This window comes from Planococcus halocryophilus (genome assembly GCF_001687585.2).
Lineage (GTDB): Bacteria > Bacillota > Bacilli > Bacillales_A > Planococcaceae > Planococcus > Planococcus halocryophilus.
The window spans coordinates 896,230-921,281 of sequence record NZ_CP016537.2 but is presented as its reverse complement, the minus strand read 5'-3'; the positions used below and the strand labels follow the sequence as shown (position 1 = coordinate 921,281).

At 40.8% G+C, this 25,052-nt stretch carries 22 protein-coding genes, 1 rRNA gene and 1 riboswitch; all 23 genes read right to left on the bottom strand.

Translation table 11 applies throughout. The features are described from left to right. Positions 1-89 precede the first annotated feature (89 nt). The 23 genes from BBI08_RS04480 to rrf all read right to left on the bottom strand — a co-directional run bounded on the left by BBI08_RS04480 (position 90) and on the right by rrf (position 24,981). Positions 90-1,220 (bottom strand): CamS family sex pheromone protein, encoded by a 1,131-nt coding sequence (locus tag BBI08_RS04480; RefSeq protein ID WP_065527792.1) that lies wholly within the window; start codon positions 1,218-1,220, stop codon positions 90-92. Positions 1,221-1,232: 12 nt separating this feature from the next. Continuing rightward, the gene (gene ligA, locus BBI08_RS04475; RefSeq protein ID WP_065527791.1) at positions 1,233-3,239 is read right to left on the bottom strand and encodes an NAD-dependent DNA ligase LigA; all 2,007 of its coding nucleotides are present in this window, start codon (positions 3,237-3,239) and stop codon (positions 1,233-1,235) included. A gap of 15 nt (positions 3,240-3,254) precedes the next feature. Continuing rightward, on the bottom strand, positions 3,255-5,468 hold the full coding sequence (gene pcrA / locus BBI08_RS04470) for a DNA helicase PcrA (RefSeq protein ID WP_065527790.1): 2,214 nt from the start codon (positions 5,466-5,468) through the stop codon (positions 3,255-3,257). A gap of 40 nt (positions 5,469-5,508) precedes the next feature. Beyond that, positions 5,509-6,201: a heptaprenylglyceryl phosphate synthase gene (gene pcrB, locus BBI08_RS04465; protein ID WP_008496110.1), complete on the bottom strand. Its 693-nt coding sequence runs from the start codon at positions 6,199-6,201 to the stop codon at positions 5,509-5,511. Positions 6,202-6,276: 75 nt separating this feature from the next. Beyond that, complete coding sequence (locus tag BBI08_RS04460; protein WP_065527789.1) at positions 6,277-6,597, bottom strand: YerC/YecD family TrpR-related protein; 321 nt, start codon at positions 6,595-6,597, stop codon at positions 6,277-6,279. A 32-nt stretch (positions 6,598-6,629) separates the two neighbouring features. After that, complete coding sequence (locus tag BBI08_RS04455; RefSeq protein WP_065527788.1) at positions 6,630-7,676, bottom strand: DUF3048 domain-containing protein; 1,047 nt, start codon at positions 7,674-7,676, stop codon at positions 6,630-6,632. 5 nt (positions 7,677-7,681) lie between these two features. Next, a complete protein-coding gene (locus BBI08_RS04450) occupies positions 7,682-9,412 on the bottom strand; it encodes an adenine deaminase C-terminal domain-containing protein (RefSeq protein WP_065527787.1) in 1,731 nt (576 codons plus the stop codon). Positions 9,413-9,780: 368 nt separating this feature from the next. Next, positions 9,781-10,374 carry an N-acetyltransferase gene (locus tag BBI08_RS04445; protein WP_008496112.1) on the bottom strand — a complete coding sequence of 198 codons (594 nt, stop codon included), beginning with the start codon at positions 10,372-10,374 and terminating at the stop codon, positions 9,781-9,783. 196 nt (positions 10,375-10,570) lie between these two features. Continuing rightward, a complete protein-coding gene (gene purD / locus BBI08_RS04440; RefSeq protein WP_065527786.1) occupies positions 10,571-11,821 on the bottom strand; it encodes a phosphoribosylamine--glycine ligase in 1,251 nt (416 codons plus the stop codon). A gap of 16 nt (positions 11,822-11,837) precedes the next feature. Continuing rightward, positions 11,838-13,373 (bottom strand): bifunctional phosphoribosylaminoimidazolecarboxamide formyltransferase/IMP cyclohydrolase, encoded by a 1,536-nt coding sequence (gene purH / locus BBI08_RS04435; RefSeq protein ID WP_065527785.1) that lies wholly within the window; start codon positions 13,371-13,373, stop codon positions 11,838-11,840. Between the two features lie 32 nt (positions 13,374-13,405). Next, the gene (gene purN / locus BBI08_RS04430) at positions 13,406-13,978 is read right to left on the bottom strand and encodes a phosphoribosylglycinamide formyltransferase (protein WP_008496114.1); all 573 of its coding nucleotides are present in this window, start codon (positions 13,976-13,978) and stop codon (positions 13,406-13,408) included. Beyond that, entirely contained in the window at positions 13,968-15,029 is a 1,062-nt protein-coding gene (purM, locus tag BBI08_RS04425) for a phosphoribosylformylglycinamidine cyclo-ligase (RefSeq protein ID WP_065527784.1), read from the bottom strand. The genes purN and purM overlap by 11 nt, the downstream gene beginning before the upstream one ends. Positions 15,030-15,041: 12 nt before the next feature. Then, a complete protein-coding gene (purF, locus tag BBI08_RS04420; RefSeq protein WP_008496116.1) occupies positions 15,042-16,463 on the bottom strand; it encodes an amidophosphoribosyltransferase in 1,422 nt (473 codons plus the stop codon). Beyond that, positions 16,439-18,664 (bottom strand): phosphoribosylformylglycinamidine synthase subunit PurL, encoded by a 2,226-nt coding sequence (gene purL / locus BBI08_RS04415; protein ID WP_008496117.1) that lies wholly within the window; start codon positions 18,662-18,664, stop codon positions 16,439-16,441. Before purL ends, purF begins: the two co-directional genes overlap by 25 nt. Continuing rightward, complete coding sequence (gene purQ, locus BBI08_RS04410; RefSeq protein WP_008496118.1) at positions 18,648-19,331, bottom strand: phosphoribosylformylglycinamidine synthase subunit PurQ; 684 nt, start codon at positions 19,329-19,331, stop codon at positions 18,648-18,650. Before purQ ends, purL begins: the two co-directional genes overlap by 17 nt. After that, positions 19,328-19,582, bottom strand: coding sequence for a phosphoribosylformylglycinamidine synthase subunit PurS (purS, locus tag BBI08_RS04405; RefSeq protein ID WP_008432191.1), 255 nt, complete (start codon positions 19,580-19,582; stop codon positions 19,328-19,330). Before purS ends, purQ begins: the two co-directional genes overlap by 4 nt. Further along, the gene (gene purC / locus BBI08_RS04400; RefSeq protein ID WP_008496119.1) at positions 19,579-20,295 is read right to left on the bottom strand and encodes a phosphoribosylaminoimidazolesuccinocarboxamide synthase; all 717 of its coding nucleotides are present in this window, start codon (positions 20,293-20,295) and stop codon (positions 19,579-19,581) included. Before purC ends, purS begins: the two co-directional genes overlap by 4 nt. Before the next feature lie 16 nt (positions 20,296-20,311). Continuing rightward, positions 20,312-21,607 (bottom strand): adenylosuccinate lyase, encoded by a 1,296-nt coding sequence (gene purB, locus BBI08_RS04395; protein WP_065527783.1) that lies wholly within the window; start codon positions 21,605-21,607, stop codon positions 20,312-20,314. Positions 21,608-21,623: 16 nt separating this feature from the next. Continuing rightward, the gene (gene purK, locus BBI08_RS04390) at positions 21,624-22,748 is read right to left on the bottom strand and encodes a 5-(carboxyamino)imidazole ribonucleotide synthase (RefSeq protein WP_065527782.1); all 1,125 of its coding nucleotides are present in this window, start codon (positions 22,746-22,748) and stop codon (positions 21,624-21,626) included. Beyond that, positions 22,745-23,233, bottom strand: coding sequence for a 5-(carboxyamino)imidazole ribonucleotide mutase (gene purE, locus BBI08_RS04385; protein WP_065527781.1), 489 nt, complete (start codon positions 23,231-23,233; stop codon positions 22,745-22,747). The genes purK and purE overlap by 4 nt, the downstream gene beginning before the upstream one ends. Positions 23,234-23,372: 139 nt before the next feature. Next, positions 23,373-23,473: riboswitch (purine riboswitch) on the bottom strand. An 85-nt stretch (positions 23,474-23,558) separates the two neighbouring features. Beyond that, positions 23,559-23,747 (bottom strand): NETI motif-containing protein, encoded by a 189-nt coding sequence (locus BBI08_RS04380; RefSeq protein WP_065527780.1) that lies wholly within the window; start codon positions 23,745-23,747, stop codon positions 23,559-23,561. Next, positions 23,744-24,265 (bottom strand): DUF2179 domain-containing protein, encoded by a 522-nt coding sequence (locus tag BBI08_RS04375; RefSeq protein WP_065528534.1) that lies wholly within the window; start codon positions 24,263-24,265, stop codon positions 23,744-23,746. The genes BBI08_RS04380 and BBI08_RS04375 overlap by 4 nt, the downstream gene beginning before the upstream one ends. Positions 24,266-24,865: 600 nt before the next feature. Continuing rightward, positions 24,866-24,981 (bottom strand): 5S ribosomal RNA (rrf, locus tag BBI08_RS04370). Positions 24,982-25,052: the final 71 nt, after the last annotated feature.

Sequence of the window (25,052 nt, the reverse complement as noted above, 5' to 3'; positions counted from 1 at the left end):
CGGATTCAGTAAACATACGCTATATCATACCATTTTTCTAAAAAAATGAATAGGGACAGCCGTATGGCTATCCCTATTTTCAATGGAGATTATTCATAAATGTGAACAAAGGGTTCCGTTTCTCCTGCTTTTTTCAAAATTAACGCTTCGGGACCATTACTTGAAGTGACGCTAACTTCTATTAACACATTTTCAGGAAAATGCTCCATCACTAGACCTGTCACATATTGCGTAAAACCAATCACTTCTGATACTCCATAAAATTGAATTGGAATTTCAACTTTCAATTCTTTTAATTCATTTTCTTGATAAAATCCAGTGCCAATAACACTGGTGTAATTTGAAAAATAAATTTCGACATCTTGCTTGAAATTGCGAAACGCTGTATCGATATCTCGATAATTGTCATCGCTACCGGACGTAGGGAATAATACATAATCCTCATTTATTGGATTCCAGCTAGCAACGCTGTTTTTTCCACCGGGTGCGGCACCTGATGAAAAGTAAGTGCCTGGAATCATCGAACTGCCTGCATTTTGTTTAAAAAGCCCTACCACTATCGGCACATCAGCTAAGCCTTCTTTTTCACGCAAACGTTTAACGATTTCATCAGCTATGCGTTTGCCTTCTTTTTCTAGTTGCGCTTGAGGTATTTCTTCTTCGTAAGAAATGCCGTTTTCACTACCAGAGTAAGATGAATTGAGTGCAAGACCGATTGAAATACCACCAAGACGGATTGTATCTTCATTGGTTTTCACTAAATAATTTTGTTCAATGACATGTGCCAGTATTTCAGCAGGAGGACGTTCTCCTGCTTTTTTTTGCTCTGCTGTACGTTTATCAGCAAGATTCAATCCAGCTGGATTGTCTTCACTCGAACGTCGTAACCATGAAGTTACATCTTCATCCGTAATTTTTTGACCTTCTTGAAAATAATAATCATCCGGTGAAAATTGCTTTTGCGACAAACGCAATAAACCATTTTCTGTTTCAGCAATATCGTAACGAGAGTTTAAACGATTAACGATTTTCCCTCTTGTAGCGCTTGCTTTATAAGGCAGGAGCGTACGGTAAAACTGATCATCCAACTGCATGCTCGGGATGATTGCCGTTTCTACTTCTTCTTTTTCATTTATCACTTCTGTTTTCTCATCTGTTTTCGACGGAACACATCCCGATAACAGCAGCAGACTGATTGGAATCCACCATATGCGTTTCATGTTAAAATCCCCTTATTTGTTCAATTCCTCAACGAGACGTTGTTCGTCCCAAATTACCACTTTGAGCTCACGTGCTTTATCGAGTTTAGAGCCTGCTTCTTCGCCGGCAATTAGCAAATCTGTTTTCTTGCTGACACTACCTGTCAGTTTGCCACCAAGCGCTTCAATTTGAGCGCTCGCTTCTTGACGAGTCATTTGTTCCAGTTTACCTGTTAAAACAATTTTTTTGCCTGCAAATGCGTTTGCGCCTTCTTCCACGCGGACTCGTATACCTGTATACGATAAATTGACGTTTGCTTCGCTTAAACGTTCCACTAATGCACGAACTTCTTCATTATCAAAATACATAACGATCGAATCTGCCATTTTGTCGCCAATTTCATGTATTTCAACTAACTCTTCTTTCGTTGCAGCAATTAGCTGTTCCAGTGTTCCAAAATGCTCGGATAAAATTCGTGCGCCTCTTTCACCTACATGACGAATACCTAGACCAAACAGTAATTTCTCCATTGAGTTACTTCTAGATGCATCAATCGCCGCCATTAAATTTGAAGCTGATTTATCGGCCATGCGATCTAACTCTAACAATTGCTCTTTTGTCAGTTTGTAAATATCCGAAATATCGTGGATCAAACCTTCTCGATACAATTGCTCAATTACCTTTTCACCAAGACCATCAATATTCATCGCATTGCGTGACACAAAGTGAATTAAGCCTTCTGTAATTTGTGCAGGACATTGCGGATTCACACAACGAAGAGCCACTTCTCCTTCGATTCGAACTAGCTCGCTGTCACACGCAGGACAATGGGTGGGCATATAAAAAGGCAGTTCTTCTCCAGTTCGTTGGTCAAGAATGACCGAAACGACTTCTGGAATAATGTCTCCAGCTTTTCGAATAATAACTTTGTCACCGATTCGAATATCTTTTTCTTTGATCAAGTCTTCATTATGTAATGAAGCTCGTTGCACAGTGGTTCCTGCAACCGACACAGGGTCTAATATCGCAGTCGGTGTCACAACACCTGTTCGGCCAACACTCAATTCAATATCGCGTACAGTGGTCATTACTTCTTCTGCTGGAAATTTATAAGCTGTTGCCCATTTCGGACTTTTCGCTGTAAACCCAAGTTCTTGTTGGTACAAAAACTGATTGACTTTAATAACGATGCCGTCAATCTCATACGGCAAGTCGTTTCGTTTGTCAGTCCATTTTTCGATATATGCCAGTACTTCTTCAACCGTCGTGCATACTTGGCGTTCTCGATTTGTTTTAAAACCAAGTTTTCCCAGGTAATCAAGCGACTCATCATGCTCCGCTAAATTATAAGTCTCACCATCGCCACCGATCCCGTAAATAAAAACATCTAAATTACGGCTAGCCGCAATTTTCGGATCTAATTGACGCAATGATCCTGCTGCTGCATTTCGCGGGTTGGCGAACAGTTCATCACCTTGTTCTCCACGCTGTTCATTTAACGCATGAAATGATTTCTTTGGCATAAACACTTCACCGCGTACTTCAAGGGTGACTGCGTCTTTTAGTTTTAAAGGAATTGTATGGATTGTTCGTAGATTGATCGTAATGTCTTCTCCAACACGCCCGTCTCCGCGCGTTGCGCCTTTGACGAATTTTCCGTCCTTGTATAGCAGTGACACGGCAAGTCCGTCGATTTTCAGTTCACAAACATATTCAATTTTGTCACCTGCACCGCTCCGCACACGTTTATCAAATTCGCGTAAATCTTCTTCACCAAAAACATTTGATAGACTGAGCATGGGACGTTCATGGGTAACTTTATCAACTGTTGAAAGTGGTGTCCCACCCACACGTTGAGTGGGTGAATCTGGAAAAACCAAATCAGGGTACAGCGTTTCTAAGTCGATTAATTCATTGAGCAATTGATCGTATATCGTATCCGGAACAGCTGGCTTATCGAGTACGTAATAAGCATGGCCATAGTTCCGAAGCATTTCATTTAATTCATTTACACGTTGTTCCGCTTTCATGCGATCCATCTAGTTTCCTCCCGATTATACTTTTTCAATCGGCGCAAATTTAGCCAATAACCGTTTAATGCCGACAGGGCTCGGGAACGCAATATCGAGTTCTGTTTGTTCACCTTCGCCTTTGACGCTAACGACCGTTCCGGTACCCCATTTTTTATGCGTCGCTTTATCACCTGTTTTCCAACCTAATTTCTCACTGCCTGACTGATTATAGCTAGGACGAGTTACTGCTGGTCGCTTCGGTACTTGTCGATAACTTGTTGTAGCACCCGCACGATGGTGAGCTCGCGTTTGTTCAATCAGATCTTCTGAAATCTCCGAAATAAACCGAGATGGCATATTGAAATTACTTTTCCCAAACAATGTCCGTGAAGAGGCGTGCGTCAAATACAAACGTTGTTCTGCTCGGGTAATTCCAACATAAGCAAGTCTGCGTTCTTCTTCTAATTCCTCATCGTCATTATTCGACCGTGAATGAGGGAAGACGTTTTCTTCTAATCCGATAATAAAAACGACAGGGAACTCTAACCCTTTTGCTGCGTGCATCGTCATTAAAATAATCGGACCATCTGCATCTTCTTCATCATCCAATGAATCGATATCTGAAATCAATGCTAAATCAGTCAAGAAAGCGACTAAGGATTTGTCATCGCTTTGTTTTTCAAAAGCTTTCGTGACTGATAAAAATTCATCTAAGTTTTCGAGACGGCTTTCACCTTCAATGGTTTTATCGTTTTGTAGCATTTGACGATAACCTGACTTTTTCAGTACTTCTTCAACGAGTTCTGTTACAGACAAATATTCTTGCATTTGCGTGAAACTCGCCATCATGTTGCGGAACTCTAAAGCTGTTTGTGCTGTTTTTGGCGTTAACCCCATAAAGTCTGCTTCTTGTAATGCATCCATAATCGTCCGGTCTTGTTCAATTGCAAAACGTGCCATTTTCTCGAAAGAAGTCGCACCAATTCCACGCTTTGGTTCATTAATTACACGAGCTAAAGACAAATCATCATCGTTATTGGCAATCAAACGCAAATACGCCAATAAGTCTTTAATTTCTTTGCGATCATAGAATTTCGTTCCACCAACAATGGTATATGACATATTCGATTTAACGAACATTTCCTCCATAATCCGCGATTGTGCGTTCGTGCGATAAAGAATCGCAAAATCAGAAGTTTTGTAATTTTCTTCGTCCATCAATCTTTGAATGGTTTGAACAACAAATTGCGCTTCTTGACGCTCGTCTCCCGCTTTATGCAAAGTAATAGCCGTACCTTCATCGTTGTCCGTACGCAATTCTTTTGGATAACGACTTGTGTTTTTTTGAATCACGTCATTCGCTGCCTGCAATATACGTTTTGTCGAACGATAATTTTGCTCAAGCATAATCACTTTCGCATTTGGATAATCTTTTTCAAACGACAGGATATTGGTAATATCTGCTCCACGCCAGCGATAAATCGACTGATCCGAATCGCCAACCACACAAATATTCTTAAATTTGCTTGCCAACTTCTGAACCAATTGATATTGAGCATTGTTGGTATCTTGGTATTCATCTACATGAATGTAATGGAATTTGTTTTGATAATACTCTAATACTTCAGGGACAGTGTTGAACAAATTCAACGTTGTCATGATTAAATCATCAAAATCCAGTGACTGGTTTTTCTTCAAGCGTTTCTCATATGCTGTATATACGTCCGAGACTGTTTTCTCATATGGATTAAATTGATTCATGTCCGCTGCAAATTGAGCAGCATCAATGCATTCGTTTTTTGATGATGAAATCGCATTTAACATCGTTCTTGGTTCATATTTTTTCGGATCCAAGTTTTGTTGTTTTAATACATTTTTAATGACCGTTAATTGATCGGTAGTATCCAAAATCGAGAAGTTTTTCGACATACCTAAACGGTCGATATCACGCCTCAAAATACGCACACACATCGAGTGGAATGTAGAAGCCCACATACGCTGTCCTGTTCCGTGTCCTAATAATCCATCAATTCGGTTGCGCATTTCACGTGCGGCTTTATTGGTAAACGTAATTGCTAAAATATTTGACGGGTAAACTTGTTTTTCCAGCACCAAATAAGCAATACGGTGTGTCAGCACACGCGTTTTACCTGATCCTGCACCAGCCATAATTAATAAAGGACCTTCAGTCGTTTTGACTGCTTCCGCTTGTTCCGGGTTCATCCCGTTTAATAAGTTTTTTGATATTAATTCCATTGTGCACCACCTCGAACATTCGTTCTTATTAGTATAACGATTAACCAGCCGTTTCCGCAACTGCCTCTACGGTTTCAATCGCTTTATCGATATTTTCATAAATAATATTGCCAACGACAATGGTATCTGCAAAAGCCAACGCTTTTCTTGCCGTATCAACCGAATGGATACCCCCGCCATAAAACAAACGGGTTTCAACAAGGACTCTTTTCACTTTTTCAACGAGTTCCATATCCCCAAACATGCCACTATACTCCATATAAAAAATAGGCAAACGGAAGAAATATTCCGCTAACCGGGCATAAGCTAATACATCTTCGGTCGTCAAATCGGTTTGTGCATCAGTTAATTTTGCAGCTTTGCAATCGGCATTCAAAATACAATAACCTTCTGGAACAAGTTCATCCCAATCCAAAATCTCTCCATATTCACGAATGGCTTTATGATGAAGCCCTTTAACCCATAGTAGATTGTCACTGTTTAAAACAGTCGGGATAAAATAATAGTCAAATCCCGGCGCTACAGAATCGATTGTGGAGATTTCTAACACAATAGGCAGCTGATAGTGCTGCACACGTTCCGTTAAATGGAGGACATTGTCGAGTGTGACATTATCACTGCCGCCAATCAAGATGGCATCAGTCCCGGATTTACAAATTCGTTCCAAATGTCCATCTGTGATTTCTTTTGCTGGATCTAATTTAAAGACATGCTGCCATGTTTTGAAATCCATCTTTTTTCACCCAACTTTATCTCAGTTATCATCTATTTAGTATAACAAAAAAACCGAACAGAGTCGGTTCTCTGTTCAGTCTTTTGGAAGTTCAAAAGGTTTTTCATCTGGATAAAGGCGTTCTAACATTGCATCATAAGCATCGTTGCCATAATTCAAGCAACGGCGTACACGAGAAATCGTTGCCGTGCTAGCACCTGTTTCATTTTTTATTTTTTCGTACGTTTTTTTCATGCGAAGCATATGTGCCACTTCTAGCCGCTGAGACATCGATTGAATCTCACTAATTGTACATAAATCATCGAAGAAACGATAAGCTTCTTCCTTATCTTTTAAGGCCAAAACTGCTTCGATTAATTGCTCTGTTTGATGGCCTCTAATTTTATCAACTTGCATGCAGCTTCCTCATCCTTTCATTGCTACAATCATCACGGCGTATAACTAACGGATTGCTCGATTCCTGGAACAGTAGGAACAATATGAATCCAAGTTTTCCCTGGTATCAATTTCACCACTTCTCCGTCCGCAAACGGGACTAACATTCCATCAACCGAATTCCATTCGATTTCACGAACTCCACCCGCTTGAAACAGCAGAGCCGCTCCGCCACTCGACAAATCAATGGACTGGCGCCCTTTAGAATCGATTGTCTCATGTTGTGCTTCAAAAACTAAAACATTTGAGACTTTTATTGTTTCTAGGGTTTCTTTATCGGCCATTGCTACGCCGTTTACCGATCGGCTGTACAACTGCGATTGACTATCATATAGAAAGTCGCTGTAAAACAACTTATTTGTTCCATACTCCACTCGAATCGAAAGAGCCTGTTTTTTAAGTTTATCATTTTCCGTTGAGTCATAGAAATAATAAGGTGATTGTCCTTTGTATTCTGTGGAAGTCTGCGCGTTGTTCATAGCTTTTGTGATATTTTCCATGGTGATATAGGAATTATGTGGCGCAATGCGATCAGTTGATCGCTGAAACAAAGTTCCATCATATTGCATGCCATTTATGTGATCGATAATTCCCGATTCAAGCATTTCCCGAGCATCAGGACTATAACCATGAGCCACAAAGAAAGCATCGTAGGCTAAGGCAAGTTCAACAAAATAATCACGAGCACTTCGGATTGGTCCAACTTTATTTGGGTATTCGCTTTGATAAAGCGCTACAAACCTTGTGATATTAAATTCTGCAATCATCTCAAAAACGATGTCTGCTTCGACCAGCCCCGTTTGTGGACGAGCATCTGGATGGTTATTAACAACAGCCATGACCGGTCTTCCAGCGGTTGTTAAATCCATCAATTCACCAGTAAAAGGTGTCATTGGTAAACTATTCTTTACTACAGGCTGCTCAGGTGAAGGATTCGGAGTCGGTGTAGAAGTAGAGTCTTCCTTTTCCATTAACCAAAATCCCCCGGCAACAGCTACCAATATGAGTAGAAAAACAAAGATGAACAGCCATTTTTTCATATCGGTTACCTCATAAATGATGGAAACAGTATTTTTTTATTTTTGACATCGTAGATGCCTTTTTGCGTGACGCGGACGTATGGCAAGTGAGTAGCCTGTAAAAACAACATTGTGTAAACGGCATCTCCATGCTTGTAGCCCCGTTCTTTCAATGCTTTCTTCAATGCCTGTTCTTGTTCAATCAGTTTCTCCATCGGTAAATCCGACATAACTCCCCCATAAGGAAGTGGCAAGGATTGAACAATTTCTCCATTTTCAGCAAGGATGATACCACCTTTTAATCGTTTCATCTCATTGAAAGCTAGCCACATGTCTTCACGATTTTTCCCAATAAGGATAATATCGCCCGTACTTGTATAAGAAGAAGCAAAGCCATCTAGTCCCGGCGCAAACCCTTTAATCAAAGTATTCACACGCCACTTTCCATTTTTATCGATGAGCATTAAAAAGCTTTCGTCATGTGTTTTTGATAAATTGGCATCATGCGTATCGACACTGACTGTATAAGGTTTTGTAATAACATCATTTATCATTTCAATACCAAATGGCATCGAAAATTGGAAATCGTCATCCGTCAAGTCAAATTCTATATCCAAATCCGGCAAAATGGACCAATCTACATTCGGCAATGAACAGACTTTCTTGCCATCTTTTTTCAACCATACACCTTTTGAAATCACACCGGAAGGCACTGGATTTTCAATCTCATCAAGAATATTTAAATTCGCATAACGTCCTGTGGCGATTAACCCGTGGAGACTCGTCACATTATAATAACGAGCAACGTTATAAGACGCCATCATGTAGGCATCAATTGGTGGCACCCCTGCATCAAGTGCAATTTGAATGCACCAATCCATTACACCATCTAAGTGAAATGCTGGTGTCGAACCGTCTGTTGTCATCATTAACTTATCAAACACATTCAACTCGCGCTCCACGATTCCTTTTAACAAATTCGGCAAATCCGGTCGAATTGAAGAATGGCGAAGGGTCACACCGTAGCCATGAAGTAAACGCATTTCCACTTCATCCACAGTCATGGATTCGTGGTCGCCATCCGCTCCAAGTAGTCGCATACGAGCTAAGGTTTTTTCTGATGCTCCTGGAAAATGTCCCTCGATTTTTTTCAAGCCCATTTTCGCTTTTTGAATCCAATACAGCATTTGGTCATCGCCAGCAAGCAGTTTAGGCCAACCTGTCAATTCACCACCGAGTAACACGTCTTGGCGGTCCAACCACTCCCCTACTGAAGTCGATGTGAACAATTGATCTTCATTATTCAACTCTGTTTGTGAATCAAACCGGGTCCACCAATAAAAGCTAAACGGCAACTCTCTTAATTGATCCAAAAATGAAAACGCTTTCTTATTTTCAAGTGCCATAAAAAACGTTAAGTTATCGGACAAGAACATTGTCGTTCCACCTTGAGCCGCATAATCTGCAAAACTTTGAGGATTGTATAATTGAGTAGGATGAACATGAGGTTCAATGTATCCGGGAACAATGTATTTACCCGTCATATCTGTCACTTCGGTAGCAGCATCAATTTTCGGCATTTCCTTACCCGCATAAACAATACGATCGCTAGATATCCATATATTCCCTGTTACCCATTTCTTAAAAATTCCATGAAGATACGTTGCATTTGTCAAAACGAGATCCGGCGCAATTTCTTTTGTCACGATTTTCAGCTGATTTCGAATCTCTGTATTTTTCCATAACGGATTAACCATTTGCCGGCACCTTCTTTCTACTAGTTCGATACTTAATATCCTAGCATAATTATCCATCTGAAAATAGACATTCTCTGTAAAAATAAGAACATTCTAATTAATTTAGACACAAAAAAACCACGCATTCACATGGGTTACTTAGCTAGATAATAAAGATTCATGTTTCCCGCTCCAGGCGGACGCGTTCCACGGACACGGCTTCTGCCGCTTCCCTCGCTCTGCTCAGTCCAGTGGCTCCAGCTCATGTCGCTCTGTCGCTTTGCTCCCGTTGGAGTCGTCACCTTCCGCTACATTTTAAAAATCAGGAAAGCTTGTTAGGAGTTTCTCATAGATTTAAAAACCCCACGCAATTGCGTGGGGTTTTTAAATCAGTCATTATTAACAGGATCGCTGAATGGTTTCAAGACGTCTTTCTTTTCTTCTTCTTGGAAAGTTAGTACTTCAGATACTGAATCATACGATTCTCCGTAAAATTGTTCGTCTTTATACGTATGGATGTCTTCATACATTTTTTTCATACCTTCGAAAATCTGTTCTTCTGTTTCACCGCTTGGCGTCCAGTACAAAATTTCCATCGAGTTTTCTTCACCCGTTGCAAGTGAACGACGGCAGTAACCGATTGATGATGCGTGTTCAAATCCTTCACGTGCATAAAAACGTAGACGTTTTTCCGTATCTGTATCTTCGTAGTCTACCGGTTCAACTTCAAGAATAATCGGTTTGTTTTTGTCTTTTAGCATTTGCAAAGTTTTTCTACCAAGACCCATGCCACGTGATTCTTTAGAGACAAATAAATAATCAACAAACGTAAAGTGTGGGAACTCTGCATACATCAATACATGGTAAGGACCTTCATCTTTGTAATAAACGCTTCCTTTTTCTTTTAACAACGCATCCATATGCTCTTTTGACTTCATTTCTTCAATTGGAAAATACTGGTTTAGTTTTTCATACCAATTCATAATTAATCCCCTTTCAATTTTCATTTCACATTTTTTTGAGGTAGTAATGAGTTTACATTCTGGAGTTTAAATAGAGGTAACCGTGGGCTGTTGTAAATCCTCATCTTTTGTGTAAATGCCTATAGGGCAGGCAAAAACAAAAATGACACATCTTCTTGTCGAATTTGTGTCATCAATGAGTATATCATATATAAAATTATTTTGCACGCCATCCGATATCGGTACGATAAAAGAAACCGTCCCAAGATAAGCTGTTTAATTGTTCATAAACCTTGTCTTGCGCAGATTCAATAGATGTTCCACTTGCTGAAATCAGCAATACTCGGCCACCATTTCCTGCATATCCATTCACCGTTTGTTTTGTCCCGGCATGCGTAATTTCCACTCCAGAGAGCTTTGTTAAATCGGGTAAAAGAGCACCTTTTTCAACAGTCTCCGGATAATTGTCAGCAGCAACTACAACTCCAAGTACGGCTTGGTCGTCCCACATTAGCTCAGCCGGTTGATTGTTTAAAAGGTTATCCATAAATAGTCCGAAATCTGACGTCATGCGTGGTAAGACAACTTGCGTTTCTGGATCGCCAAAACGCGCATTAAATTCAATCACTTTTGGACCTTTTTTCGTTAAAATGACGCCTGTATATAAAATGCCATTAAATGGCGTTTCTTCAGATGTCATTGCTTTAACTGCAGGTTCTACAATTTCAGCATAGGTTTGATCAACAATCGCTTGTGAAATTTGCGGAACAGGCGAATATGCGCCCATTCCTCCTGTATTTGGTCCACGGTCTCCGTCGTAAGCGCGTTTATGGTCTTGTGAAATAACCATCGGGTAAATTTGACCGCTATGAACGAAAGACATAAACGAAAATTCTTCACCGTCTAAAAATTCTTCAATGACAACTTTTGAACCGGACTCTCCAAACTTTTGTCCTTCAAGCATATCGTTGATAGCAGCAATGGCTTCCTCTTCCGTCATCGCCACAACAACACCTTTCCCAGCCGCAAGTCCATCCGCTTTAATAACAATCGGAGCACCATGTTGATGAACAAAATCAATAGCTGGCGCCGTTTCTGTAAAGGTCTCATAGCTAGCAGTTGGAATGTCGTATTTTTCCATCAATTCTTTTGCAAAAGCTTTACTGCCTTCAATTTGTGCAGCCGCTTTAGACGGGCCAAAAATACGTAATCCTTTGGCTTCAAAAAAATCGACGATTCCTTCTGATAAAGGCTGTTCAGGACCTACAAAACTAAAATCTATTTGCTGCTCTTTTGCAAATTCTACAAGACCAGCAAAATCCATTTCATCAATTGCAACTACTTCAGCATCTTCCCGCATTCCATCATTGCCTGGAGCTGCATAAACTTTAGTGACCGAAGCAGATTTCGAGAACTGGCGGACGATGGCGTGTTCTCGTCCACCTCTTCCAATGACCAATATCTTCATAATTGTTTCACCCCGATTAATGTTTGAAATGACGGACGCCAGTAAAGACCATAGCAATTCCGTATTCGTTCGCTTTATCGATCGAATCTTGATCTTTTTTCGAACCACCTGGTTGAATAATTGCTTTTATGCCTGCTTTTGCAGCTGCTTCTACTGTATCATTCATCGGGAAGAATGCATCTGATGCCATAACTGCACCTTCTGCAGCACTGCCTGCTTGGTCTAACGCAATTTTAGCAGAACCAACGCGATTCATTTGTCCCGCACCGATGCCCAAAGTCATCTCCGAGTTACATACAACAATGGCATTGGATTTAACATGTTTTACAACGTTCCACCCAAGTTTTAATGCTTCCAGTTCTGCCGCTGTCGGCTGACGTTCTGTAGCTACTTGAATATCTGCGTCATCATATCCGAAGACGTCTGGCTGTTGAATTAACAAACCACCTTCAACCGTAACAGTGTTCCATTTATCGCTAACTTTGCTGTCGAATGGAATCGTTAATAAACGGATATTTTTCTTTTGTGTTAGCAATTCAATTGCTTCATCTGAAAATGATGGTGCAATAATGATTTCTAAGAAAATTGTTGCTAATTGCTTTGCTGTATCAGCGTCAACTTCACGATTCAAGGCCACAATTCCACCAAAAATTGATGTCGAATCCGCTTCATAAGCTTTACCAAAGGCATCAGCGATTTTTTCACCTGTACCAACACCACATGGATTCATATGTTTTACAGCAACTGCTGCTGGCATTTTGAATTCTTTAATCATTTGAAGAGCTGCATTGGCATCTTGAATATTGTTATACGATAATTCCTTGCCATGCACTTGATGTGCATTGGCAATCGAAAAGTTTGAGCCCAGCGGACTACGGTAAAAAGCAGCTTTTTGATGAGGATTTTCTCCGTAACGAAGTGTTTGAGACAACTCATATGTGAGCGTCAATTGATCCGGATATTCTTCACCTGTTAAATCAGTCAAATAGTTTGAGATATATGAATCATATGCAGCCGTATGACGGAAGACTTTTGCCGCTAATCGACGTCTCGTTTCAGGCGTTGTAGACTGTTCGTTTTGTAATTCAGTCAATACTCCAGCATAATCAGCTGCATCCACAATAACCGTTACATATGCGTGATTTTTCGCCGCAGAACGTAACATTGTCGGTCCGCCGATATCGATATTTTCAATGGCATCATCTACCGTAACATCTGGTTTTGCAATAGTTTCACGGAACGGGTATAGATTAACGCAAACTATTTCAATCGGAGAAATGCCGTTTTCAGCCATTTGACTTTGATGTTCTGCATCATCATGTTTGGCTAATAGTCCACCGTGTACAAGCGGATGCAAAGTTTTTACACGTCCACCTAAAATTTCTGGAAATTTCGTAACTTCGTCTACGGCTGTTATTGCAACGCCGTTTTCTTCAAGAAATTTTTTAGTGCCGCCTGTCGATAACAGTTCATAGCCCATCTTTTCCAATTCCTGTGCAAATTCCAAAATTCCTGATTTATCCGATACGCTGAGTAATGCTCTTTTTTTCACAAATAGTCCTCCTAAAGATTAAGACCGATCGTTTACCGGTCGAATAATTGCTGCAATGTTGTAGGATATAATTCATGTTCAATCTGATGGATCTGATGCTCGACTTCTTCGCGTCCACGACCTAATACCGGAAACGATTGTTGTGCAATAATGTTGCCTGTATCCATTCCTGCGTCTACATAGTGCACTGTGACACCTGCATTTACTGCTCCTGCAGCGAGTGTTTGACCAATCGCGTCTTTACCTGGAAACGCTGGCAAAACAGAAGGATGGATATTCACAATGCGATTTTCGTAAGCTTCAAGTAACACTGGACCTATCAATCGCATATAGCCTGCGAGAACAATCCACTCTACTCCGAGCTTCTGTAATTTTTCTTTTAGCATTTCTTCGTAATGTTGCTTGGAGTCATACTCAGAAGGAATAAAAGAAAATGATGCTACGCCTGCCTTTGTAGCACGATTTAATACAAACGCTTTGGGCTTATCTGTTACAACAAGCATGATTTCAGCTGCTAATTTATCAGCCGTAATCGCATCGACAATGGCTTGAAAATTAGAGCCATTACCAGATGCAAATACAGCGATTTTTGTTTTAGTTTTCATTTAATGTGCCGTCCTGTTGCCCTTGAAATTGGACGCCTTCAGTGTTCGAAACGCTGCCAATTTGGAATGCTTGCTCGCCATTCTCTTTAGCGGTTTCCAATACTTTTTCAGCATCTTCAGGTGCTACAGCTACAACAAAACCAATGCCCATATTGAACACTGAGTATAAGTCGCGGTCTGCCAACTCGCCTTTTTCTTTCAGCAACTTGAAAATATCAAGTACTGGCCAGCTGCCAAGTGAAATTTCCGCGCCTAAGCCCTCTGGCATCATCCGTGGAATGTTCTCGATAAATCCGCCACCAGTCACATGTGCCATGCCATGGATTTCGGTTTCATTGCCCATAGCAGCTACAGCTTTTGCGTAAATTTTTGTAGGAGTTAACAACGCATCACCAATTGAACCGAGCGTTTCATAACCTTCAACTTGTTGATCAAGCGTAAATTGATTTTGCTCAAATACAATTTGACGCACAAGTGAATAACCGTTTGAATGAATCCCGCTTGAAGCCAGACCGATTAATACATCCCCAGCTACGATTTTTTCGCCAGTAACGATTTTGGATTTCTCCGCAGCTCCGACCGCAAATCCAGCGATATCGTATTCATCTTCTTCATAAAGACCCGGCATTTCTGCCGTTTCTCCGCCAATAAGTGCAGCTCCAGCTTGCACACAACCATCGGCTACGCCTTTAACGATTTGTTCAATTTTCTCAGGAATCGCTTTACCGACTGCAATATAGTCTAAGAAAAACAAAGGTTCTGCACCTTGTGCAACGATGTCATTGACACACATCGCTACGCAATCAATGCCGATTGTATCGTGACGGTCTGCCATGAACGCGAGCTTTAGTTTTGTGCCCACGCCATCCGTTCCGGAAACAAGAACCGGTTCTTTCAAATTCAGCTCAGACAAATCGAATATCCCGCCAAATCCACCAAACGCACCGAGCATTCCTTTACGCGCTGTCCGTTCTACATGGGATTTCATACGGTTTACTGCTTCATAGCCAGCTTCGATATTAACGCCTGCTTTTTCATATGCTTTTGACACACCGGTTCCCCCTTATTTCACTTTTTCTTTTTCGTGCGGTAATACTGTATCTGGATAAATATTGGTCGGGTATTCGCCTGTAAAGCAAGCTAGACAATGTCCACATTTTGATCCAGGATCTGTACGTCCAATATTTTGAACCATACCGTCAACCGATAAAAATGTTAACGAATCCGCACCAATAATTTCACGCATTTCTTCTACCGTATTGTTCGCAGCGATTAGTTCACCCGGTGTGCTAATATCAATACCATAAAAGCATGGATTCTTAATAGGTGGCGAACTGATGACAACATGCACTTCAGTAGCTCCTGCTTCTTTTAGCAAGTTAACGATGCGGCGTGAAGTTGTGCCGCGGACAATCGAATCATCGACCATAATGACGCGTTTTCCATTGACGACTTGACGCACTGGTGAAAGCTTCATCTTCACACCTTGTTCGCGCAAGTCTTGTGAAGGTTGGATAAACGTACGTCCGACATAACGGTTTTTAATCATGCCCAACTCATACGGAATACCACTTTGCTCTGAATAGCCAATTGCAGCTGAAATACTCGAATCCGGAACGCCTGTGACAACGTCCGCTTCAATTTGTACTTCTTTTGCTAATTGAACGCCTAGACGTTTTCGTGCTGTATGAACGTTAATGCCATCGATGTCCGAATCTGGACGTGAAAAGTAAACATATTCCATCGTACAAATCGAACGTTCTACTGGATAAGCAAAACGTTCTGCACGCATGCCATCTTTTGTAATGATTAAAAATTCACCTGGTTCAACCGAACGAACAAATTCCGCTCCAACAATATCAAATGCACACGTTTCAGATGCCGCTACCCACGCATCCCCCAGTTTCCCAAGAGATAATGGACGCAAACCGTTTGGATCTAATGCAACATACATTGCTTCTTCCGTCAAAATCACACAAGCAAAAGCACCTTTTAATAGAGACAATGCATTTTTCGCTTTTTCTTCAAACGATGCATAGCCGCTTCGTTTAATTAAATGAGCCAATACTTCTGTATCTGAAGTTGTTTGAAAAATACTCCCTTGACGTTCTAGGTGTCCTTTTAACTGAGTCGCATTGACCAAATTTCCGTTATGGGAAATCGCCAAACTACCCGTAGTTGAGTTAAAGAGCAGAGGCTGGACATTTTCAATGCCACTGCCTCCTGCTGTTGCATAGCGAACATGCCCAATTGCTGCATGTCCTGCTATCTTTTCAATTTTCTCAGGTGTGAACACTTCACTGACCATGCCTTCACCTTTTAATGGGAGAAGACCTTCTCCATTAGTTGAAACAATTCCCGCACCTTCTTGACCGCGGTGTTGCAAAGCGTGCAATCCGTAATACGTCAATTGCGTCGCATTCGGATGTCCCCATATTCCAAAGACACCACATTCTTCATTTAAGCTTCTGATTTCAGCAAGCATGGGATAGCTCCTTTCCAAGCTGAGCGAAGCGTTGCGACTGATTCGTTAATCCAAGTCGTACCGTCTTCACCGTTGATTACAAATTTGTCTCCCGTGACTTGGCCGACTTTCTTAGCATCTGATACGACTTTCTCGAATTGTTCTGCGTTTTCCGGACTAACCGTCAAAACAAAACGTGACTGTGATTCGCTGAATAAAGCAGTTGTTGGGGATCCAGACAATATAACTTCCATGCCTAATCCTTTACCAAAGGTTTTTTCAGCTAATGCGACAGCAACGCCACCTTCAGCAACGTCATGCGCTGATGCAACAAGTCCTTGCTGAATCGCTGATAAGATTTCTTGTTGACGTTTTGCTTCAACTGTTAAATCAATCGCTGGTGCTTTACCGAAAATACGTCCTTCGACCATTTTCTGTAATTCACTTCCGCCAAACTCTGTAAAGCTTTCACCAATCAAGTAAACAAAGTCGCCTTGTTTTTTCACGTCTTGTGTTGTTACATGTGCAAGATCTTCTACAAGCCCAACCATGCCAATTGTTGGTGTTGGGTAAATAGCCGTACCGTTTGTTTCGTTGTATAACGAGACGTTTCCGCCAATAACCGGAGAATCTAACATCGTACATGCTTCAGACATACCGTCTGCTGCTTTTTCTAACTGCCAGAAGATTTCTGGTTTTTCCGGGTTACCGAAGTTTAAGCAATCCGTGATGGCAAGTGGTTTTGCACCTGATACCACAACATTACGTGCTGCTTCTGCAACCGCAATTTTACCGCCCACTTCTGGATCTAAGTAAATATAGCGAGAGTTGCAGTCAGTCGTCATTGCTAAACCTTTATTTGTACCACGGACACGGACAACTGCAGCGTCCGACCCTGGACTTACTACTGTGCTTGTGCGTACTTGGTGATCGTATTGATCATAAACCCATTCTTTAGAAGCGATTGTTGGCTGTTTTAATAAAGCCGTTAATGTTTCATTGAAATCCGTTACTTTTGGTTCTACGTTGTCCATTTGTTGGAACTCTGTAAAATAGGTTGGAACAGCTGAAGGCTTGTGGTAAACCGGCGCATCTTCTGCAAGTGCGTCAACTGGAACTTCTGCAACAATTTCACCTTTATGTTTTAAGCGCAGTGTCGAGTCGTCTGTTACTGTACCGACAGTCACTGCATCTAAACCGTATTTTTCGAACAACTCAACGATTTCAGGCTCACGACCAGCTTTCACTACGATTAACATACGTTCTTGTGATTCAGAAAGCATCATTTCGTATGCTGTCATCCCTGTTTCACGTTGTGGAATGTGATCAAGATCCATTTCAATCCCTGAACCTGCTTTTGAAGCCATTTCAGCTGAAGAAGAAGTCAGTCCAGCAGCACCCATATCTTGAATACCGATCAACGCATCTGACTTAATTAGTTCTAAACAAGCTTCAAGTAGCAGTTTCTCCATAAATGGATCACCTACTTGAACGGCAGGACGATTTTTATCAGAGCCATCTGTTAACTCTTCAGAAGCAAAAGTAGCTCCGTGAATGCCATCGCGTCCTGTTTTAGCGCCGACGTACATTACCGGGTTACCTGTACCTTTAGCAATCCCTTTTTGAATATCTTCATGATTGATCAATCCGACACACATCGCGTTAACCAACGGGTTACCGTCATAACAATCGTCAAATTGAATTTCTCCACCAACCGTTGGAATTCCGATACAGTTTCCGTATCCGGCAATCCCAGCAACAACTTCTTCAAACAAGTATTTCACGCGTGGTGTTGTTAATTCACCGAAACGCAATGAGTTCAGCAACGCGATTGGACGCGCACCCATTGAAAAGACGTCACGGATAATGCCGCCAACTCCAGTAGCTGCTCCTTGATAAGGTTCAATAGCCGATGGGTGGTTATGTGATTCCATTTTGAAGACAACTGCTTGTCCGTCACCAATATCTACAATACCAGCACCTTCACCAGGTCCTTGAAGAACACGTTCGCCTTTAGTCGGGAATTTCGCAAGTACAGGCTTCGAGTTTTTATACGAACAATGCTCAGACCACATAACCGAAAACAAACCTGTCTCCGTGTAGTTTGGCAATCTCCCTAAAATCTTTTCAACCATATCAAATTCCGCGTCTGATAAGCCCATTTGTTGATATACTTTTTGTTCTTTTATTTGAGCAGCATTTGGTTCAAGCATGACTGACATGTGATTCCCTCCACTGTTTAACGATTGATCTAAATAAGGCCAAGCCATCTTTACCGCCGATTAACTCTGATACTGCGCGTTCAGGATGCGGCATCATGCCTAGCACGTTTCCGCGTTCGTTAATGATTCCTGCAATGTTGTTTCGACTGCCGTTAAAATCGTCTGCATACGTAAAGACGATTTGGTTGTTTTCTTTGAGGTGATCGTATGTCGCATCATCACAATAATAATTGCCTTCTCCATGAGCGATTGGAATTTGGATTTCTTCGCCTTGTTCGTATTCATTTGTGAACAATGTACTGTTGTTTTCTACTTTCAATCCAACAGTGCGACACATGAACTTCAAGTTTTTGTTTCGTAAAAGAACGCCTGGCAATAAACCCGCTTCTGTTAAAATTTGGAAACCATTACAGATTCCAAGAACTGGTTTTCCTGCTTCAGCTGCTTTTCTTACTTCGTCCATGACACCAGAGAATTGAGCGATCGCGCCGCAACGCAAGTAATCGCCATATGAAAATCCGCCTGGAAGTAAAATCCCGTCATAGCTGCTCAAATCTTTTGAGTCATGCCATACGTATTCTGCTTCTTCACCTAGTTCATCCTTGACCGCATGGTACATGTCCAAATCACAATTCGAACCTGGGAAAACAATTACTGCGAATTTCATTGCGAGACAACCTCCTCAATTTCATAACGATAATCTTCAATTACAGTATTAGCTAAAAGACGATGACATAATTCATTAACTAAAGAATCTACATCGCGTTCACTGTCTTCAATAACCAATTCTAGGTATTTGCCAATTCGTACATCTGCCACTTCACCATAGCCCATTTTATGAAGAGAGCCCATAACTGCAGAACCTTGTGGGTCCAATACACTTTCACGTAATGTTACGTATACTTTTACTTTTTTCATGAGTGTTGTCCTCCTAGACGAGTTAAAATGAGTTCGTACGCTTCTGTCAAATTCCCAAGATTACGGCGGAACACGTCTTTATCAAGCTTTTGTTTTGTTTCCATATCCCAAAGCCGGCAAGTGTCCGGCGAAATTTCATCAGCCAGTAAAATTTGCCCATTTGAATCACGGCCAAATTCAATTTTGAAATCAACAAGATCCACGCCGATTTCTTTGAAAAAGCCGATTAACACCTGATTAATTTCACGTGCTTTTTGCTTGAGCTCTGCCACTTCTTCGGCAGTTGCCAGCTTTAGCATATCAACATGATCATCTGTAATTAAAGGATCACCTAATTCATCATCTTTCAAATAGAACTCCACAACCGGGCGGCTAATAGCCACGCCTTCTTCAATGCCAAGGCGTTTAGCCATGCTGCCCGCTGTGATGTTCCGGACCACTACTTCCAATGGAATGATGCTTACACTTTGCACCAATTGTTCGTGATCAGACAATTGCTTAACGAAATGAGACGCAATGCCTGCTTCCTGCAATTTCGTGAAAATCAGTGACGTGATTTTATTGTTCAAAATGCCTTTCCCGGTAATTTCTTCTTTTTTCTCACCGTTGAAAGCCGTTGCTGAATCTTTATATTCCACCCACAAAATTCCCTGTTTATCCGTTGCATACAGGCGTTTTGCTTTTCCTTCGTACAATAGCTGACCTTTTTCCATTTTCAGAAGCCCCCGTTTAGTTTAATCCAAGTCGGTTGAAAATCATGTCTACTTGTTGCAAATGGTGATTGTAATCAAAGCAATCATCCAATTCTTCTTTAGAAAGTTTTGAAGTAATCGTGTCATTCGCTTCCACAATTTTGCGGAAATGCGTTTGGTTTTCCCAAGCTTCCATTGCACATGGCTGAACGGTATCGTATGCAGCTTCACGAGCCATCCCTTTATCGATCAATGTCAATAACACACGCTGTGAATAAATCAAACCAAGTGTTGAATCCATATTGCGTTTCATGTTTTCAGGGAAAACCGTTAAGTTTTTCACGATATTACCAAAACGATTTAACATGTAATTTAGTGCAATCGTTGCATCCGGTAAAATCACGCGCTCTGCTGATGAATGCGAAATGTCGCGTTCGTGCCATAAAGAGACGTTCTCGTAAGCTGTTAACATATAGCCGCGGATTAAACGCGCAAGGCCCGTCATGTTTTCAGAACCAATTGGGTTACGTTTATGTGGCATTGCCGAAGAACCTTTTTGGCCTTTTGCAAAAAACTCTTCTACTTCACGTGTTTCAGATTTTTGCAATCCGCGAATTTCTGTCGCGAATTTCTCGATAGACGAACCAATCAATGCCAAAACGCTCAAATACTGTGCATGACGATCGCGTTGCAATGTTTGTGTTGAAATTGGTGAAGCTGCAAGACCTAACTCTTTGCAAACATATGCTTCAACAAATGGATCAATATTAGCGTACGTTCCAACTGCACCAGACATTTTGCCTGTTTCTATTGAAGCTGCTGCTGCTTCGAAACGTTCTAAGTTACGTTTCATTTCTTCGTGCCATAATGCTAGTTTTAAACCAAAAGTCGTTGGTTCTGCATGAACACCGTGCGTACGACCCATCATGACCGTCATTTTATGTTCTTTCGCTTTATTAGCTAGAATTTCGATAAAGTTTGTTAAGTCTTTACGGATAATTACGTTTGCTTGTTTTAACAAGTAAGACAAAGCTGTATCAACGACATCAGTTGAAGTTAAGCCGTAATGAACCCATTTGCGTTCTTCGCCAAGCGTTTCAGATACGGCTCTTGTGAAAGCAACTACATCGTGGCGTGTTTCTTCTTCAATTTCTAAAATACGGTCAACTGAAAAAGAAGCGTCTTTACGGATTTTTGCTACGTCTTCTTTCGGAATATCTCCAATTTCAGCCCAAGCTTCACAAGCTAAAATTTCAACTTCTAGCCAAGCATTGTATTTGTTTTCTTCTGTCCAAATTGCGCCCATTTCGGGTCTTGTGTAACGTGCGATCATTTTTAAGTTCCTCCAATTATTCTGGCCAAATACCAGATGCATCTATTTCACTCAAAGTTGCCTCTAAGTCTTCCGTTAATATCGTAACATGTCCCATCTTCCGTTTCTGCTTCGCTTCGTCTTTTCCGTATAAATGAATCGACCAATTCGGAAATTGTGCTATTTTTGAAGTAAGTGGTGCAACATGTTCACCTAAAACGTTGACCATTACCGCTTGTGACCAAAGAATTGGCTGTCTCAGTGGCCATCCACAAATGGCACGGACATGCTGATGGAATTGTGAAATATTCGTCGCTTCAATCGAATAATGTCCCGAATTATGAGGCCGTGGTGCTAATTCATTGACGATAATCCCACCGTCTTCCAATACAAACATTTCAACTGCTAATGTTCCTACCATATCGAGATGAGTCGCAATTTTTTCAGCTGCTCTTTTCGCTTCACCGATTGTTTTTTTGTCGATTCTTGCTGGAACAATTGTTTCGTGCAAAATATGGTCTTTATGAATATTTTCACCAATCGGTAAAATAGCTGTTTCACCGTGTACGTTGCGTTGAATAATGACCGAAATTTCTTTAGTAAATTCTACAAAGGTTTCGGCCACACAATCGCCGTTTGCGAACAATGCCTCTGCTAAAGAGAGTTCTTCTATAGAAGAAACTGTTTGCTGTCCTTTGCCGTCGTATCCCCCGCGCGCTGTTTTGACAACGAATGGGAATGACAATTCACTACTTTTTTTTGTTAACTCTTCAAAAGATGAAGCCGTAATATAATCTGCAACAACGACGCCAGCTTCCGAAATAGCTTGTTTTTCAACAATCCGATTTTGTGTCACACGAATCAGTTCAGCACCTTGTGGCACATATGCAATTTCAGCTAGTTTTGATAGTCCTTCAACATCTATATTTTCAAACTCATAAGTGATCACATCACTCGCTTCAGCTAATTCTTCTAACGCATGCTGATCATCAAATGCTGCGACGATTTGTATATCGGCTACTTGACCAGTTGGCGAATCCATAGCTGGATCAAGAACCGCAATTTTAAAGCCAGCTTCTTTCGCTGCAAGAGCCATCATACGTCCTAATTGACCTCCACCAATAATACCAATCGTTTGACCCGGCAAAATCGTATTTGTCATATTAAGTCCTCCGAACTTTCTAAAACTGCAGCTGTTGTGCGGTCTCTTCTGTCTTGCAAGGCTTGTGCTGCATGTTCATCTACTGTTCCCAATATTTGAGCTGCCAGTAATCCAGCATTCACAGCTCCAGCTTTACCGATAGCGACTGTAGCGACTGGAACTCCGCCAGGCATCTGAACGATTGATAATAAGGAATCCAAACCATTTAACGCTTTGGACTGAACAGGTACGCCAATAACTGGCAAAGTGGTCTTTGCTGCTACCATCCCTGGCAAATGTGCTGCGCCGCCTGCTCCTGCAATAATTACATGCAATCCACGTTCACGCGCCTGTTCTGAATAAGTGAACATTAAATCCGGCGTGCGATGAGCTGAAACTACTTTTTTCTCATAAGCTATACCCAGTTCATCTAATACATCACATGCATGCTTCATTGTTTCCCAATCACTCGTACTTCCCATAATGATGCCAATTCGCGGATTCATCGATTACACTCTCCTTTTAAAAAATAAAAAGCCCTTAAATAAACTGCTCACATTACGTGAAAAGCAGTTTACTTAAGGACTGTAAATGATACGAATTTTTAAATGATGGCATAAAAAAGCACATCCTTCGCTTTACGACCAATAAGTTGCTTTCCCGCATAGTCCGGACATTTACGGTGTCCTGGTAGAGACGCAGAAGCCAATTCTTCTGCATATATGGGGTATCCTCACTTATCATAACAAGATGACGAAACTACGTCAATGATAAAGTCGAACAATAAGTTATACAATTATTTAATCGTTCGCTTTTAAAAGAGATATATTGTTATTCCTTTAGTTTATCTCCTTTAAACTGAACGATTTGCCTTATAGGTACAGGTTGACCATCCACTTCTTTAAATAAAGGCTGTTCTCTTCTGCCTACTATGGCATACCCTTCAGCTTTCATTCTGTCTAGACATTCTGAAATTGTTTCATGTTCTTCAACTTCAAACCATACTGTATTTTTACTCATTTATATAAGTTGCCCCTTTTCACTGTTTTCACCCAGAATCCGCCATGAATTGTTTTTGCTTCATAGGCAATGATAAAGGCTTTTGGATCGATTTCTTGAATGGCTTTATACAGTTTTAACTCCATTTTACGCGGTGTTAAAATTTGCATCGACTGTCGCCCACCATCACGGCCGTTCGCGTTCCAATCCGTGACACCATATCCTTTTTCGCGAAGCATTTTCGGAAGGTATTCTCCAGCTTCACTCGTAATTACATTGACCGTAATGTAACCAAGCGCCATTTTCTCTTCGATCTTCGAACCAATGACAACGCCAGATCCGTAACCTAATGCATAAGCAATTAAATTTTGAAGCTGATCAAGATTATCAAGAACCAATCCAAGTCCTACTATATAAATAACCACTTCAATCATGCTGACACCAGCCGCTAAATAGCGATATCCTTTTAGGGTCATGATCATCCGTATTGTGAAAAAAGTTACATATACGATATTAATCGAGAAAATTATTAATACCATAACCCAAGGGTTTACATCCAATTTTTACACCTCTTCAATATCTATTAAGAATTAATTTTCATACTAGGGCAAAAACGCTAAGAAAGCAAGAGAGAAAAGGTCGAGAAAAACCTTGTGTATAAAGGCTTCACATAAATATTTTAATAATGTTCAAATTCTAAAAAAGTTACTTCCCAAAAATCTTTTTCAAAGAGGTAGTAGAGGAAATCACATTCTTTGTGCTATGCACTTGGAAATCGTTTGCTAAGTAAGATTCATGTTCGCTAATAGGAACAACAAAACTAGAATTCTCTCTACTTATTTATATTAGCTTCATTCTAATGCTAGAGGCATTTTATTTAACACTCCATAAGGCTATCGATTTTAAAATTCCCTTTTGACATTTAAGTAATTAGGTTTAGCTACACGCAAGTTTAGTATTTCAAATCACTGCGTTAGATCATAAGTCAAAACAAATTCTTGAATTTCCTTAACGTATTCTATTTCTATAGACTAACTTATTTACAGCCATTTATTATATTATGGCTTAAGACTAGTCACTTAAGTTATTTAGATAAACAAAAAAGCCGTTACCGGAATCGGTAACGACTTTCTTTAAGTGCCCAGCGACGTCTTACTCTCACAGGGGGAAACCCCCAACTACCATCAGCGCAAAAGAGCTTAACTGCCGTGTTCGGGATGGGAACGGGTGTGGCCTCTTTGCCATCATCACTGGACTATTTGGTTTTGAAAGACAAGATTTATTATACCAGTATATCACTGGTTTTTTCAAGCTTTTTTTCAAAAA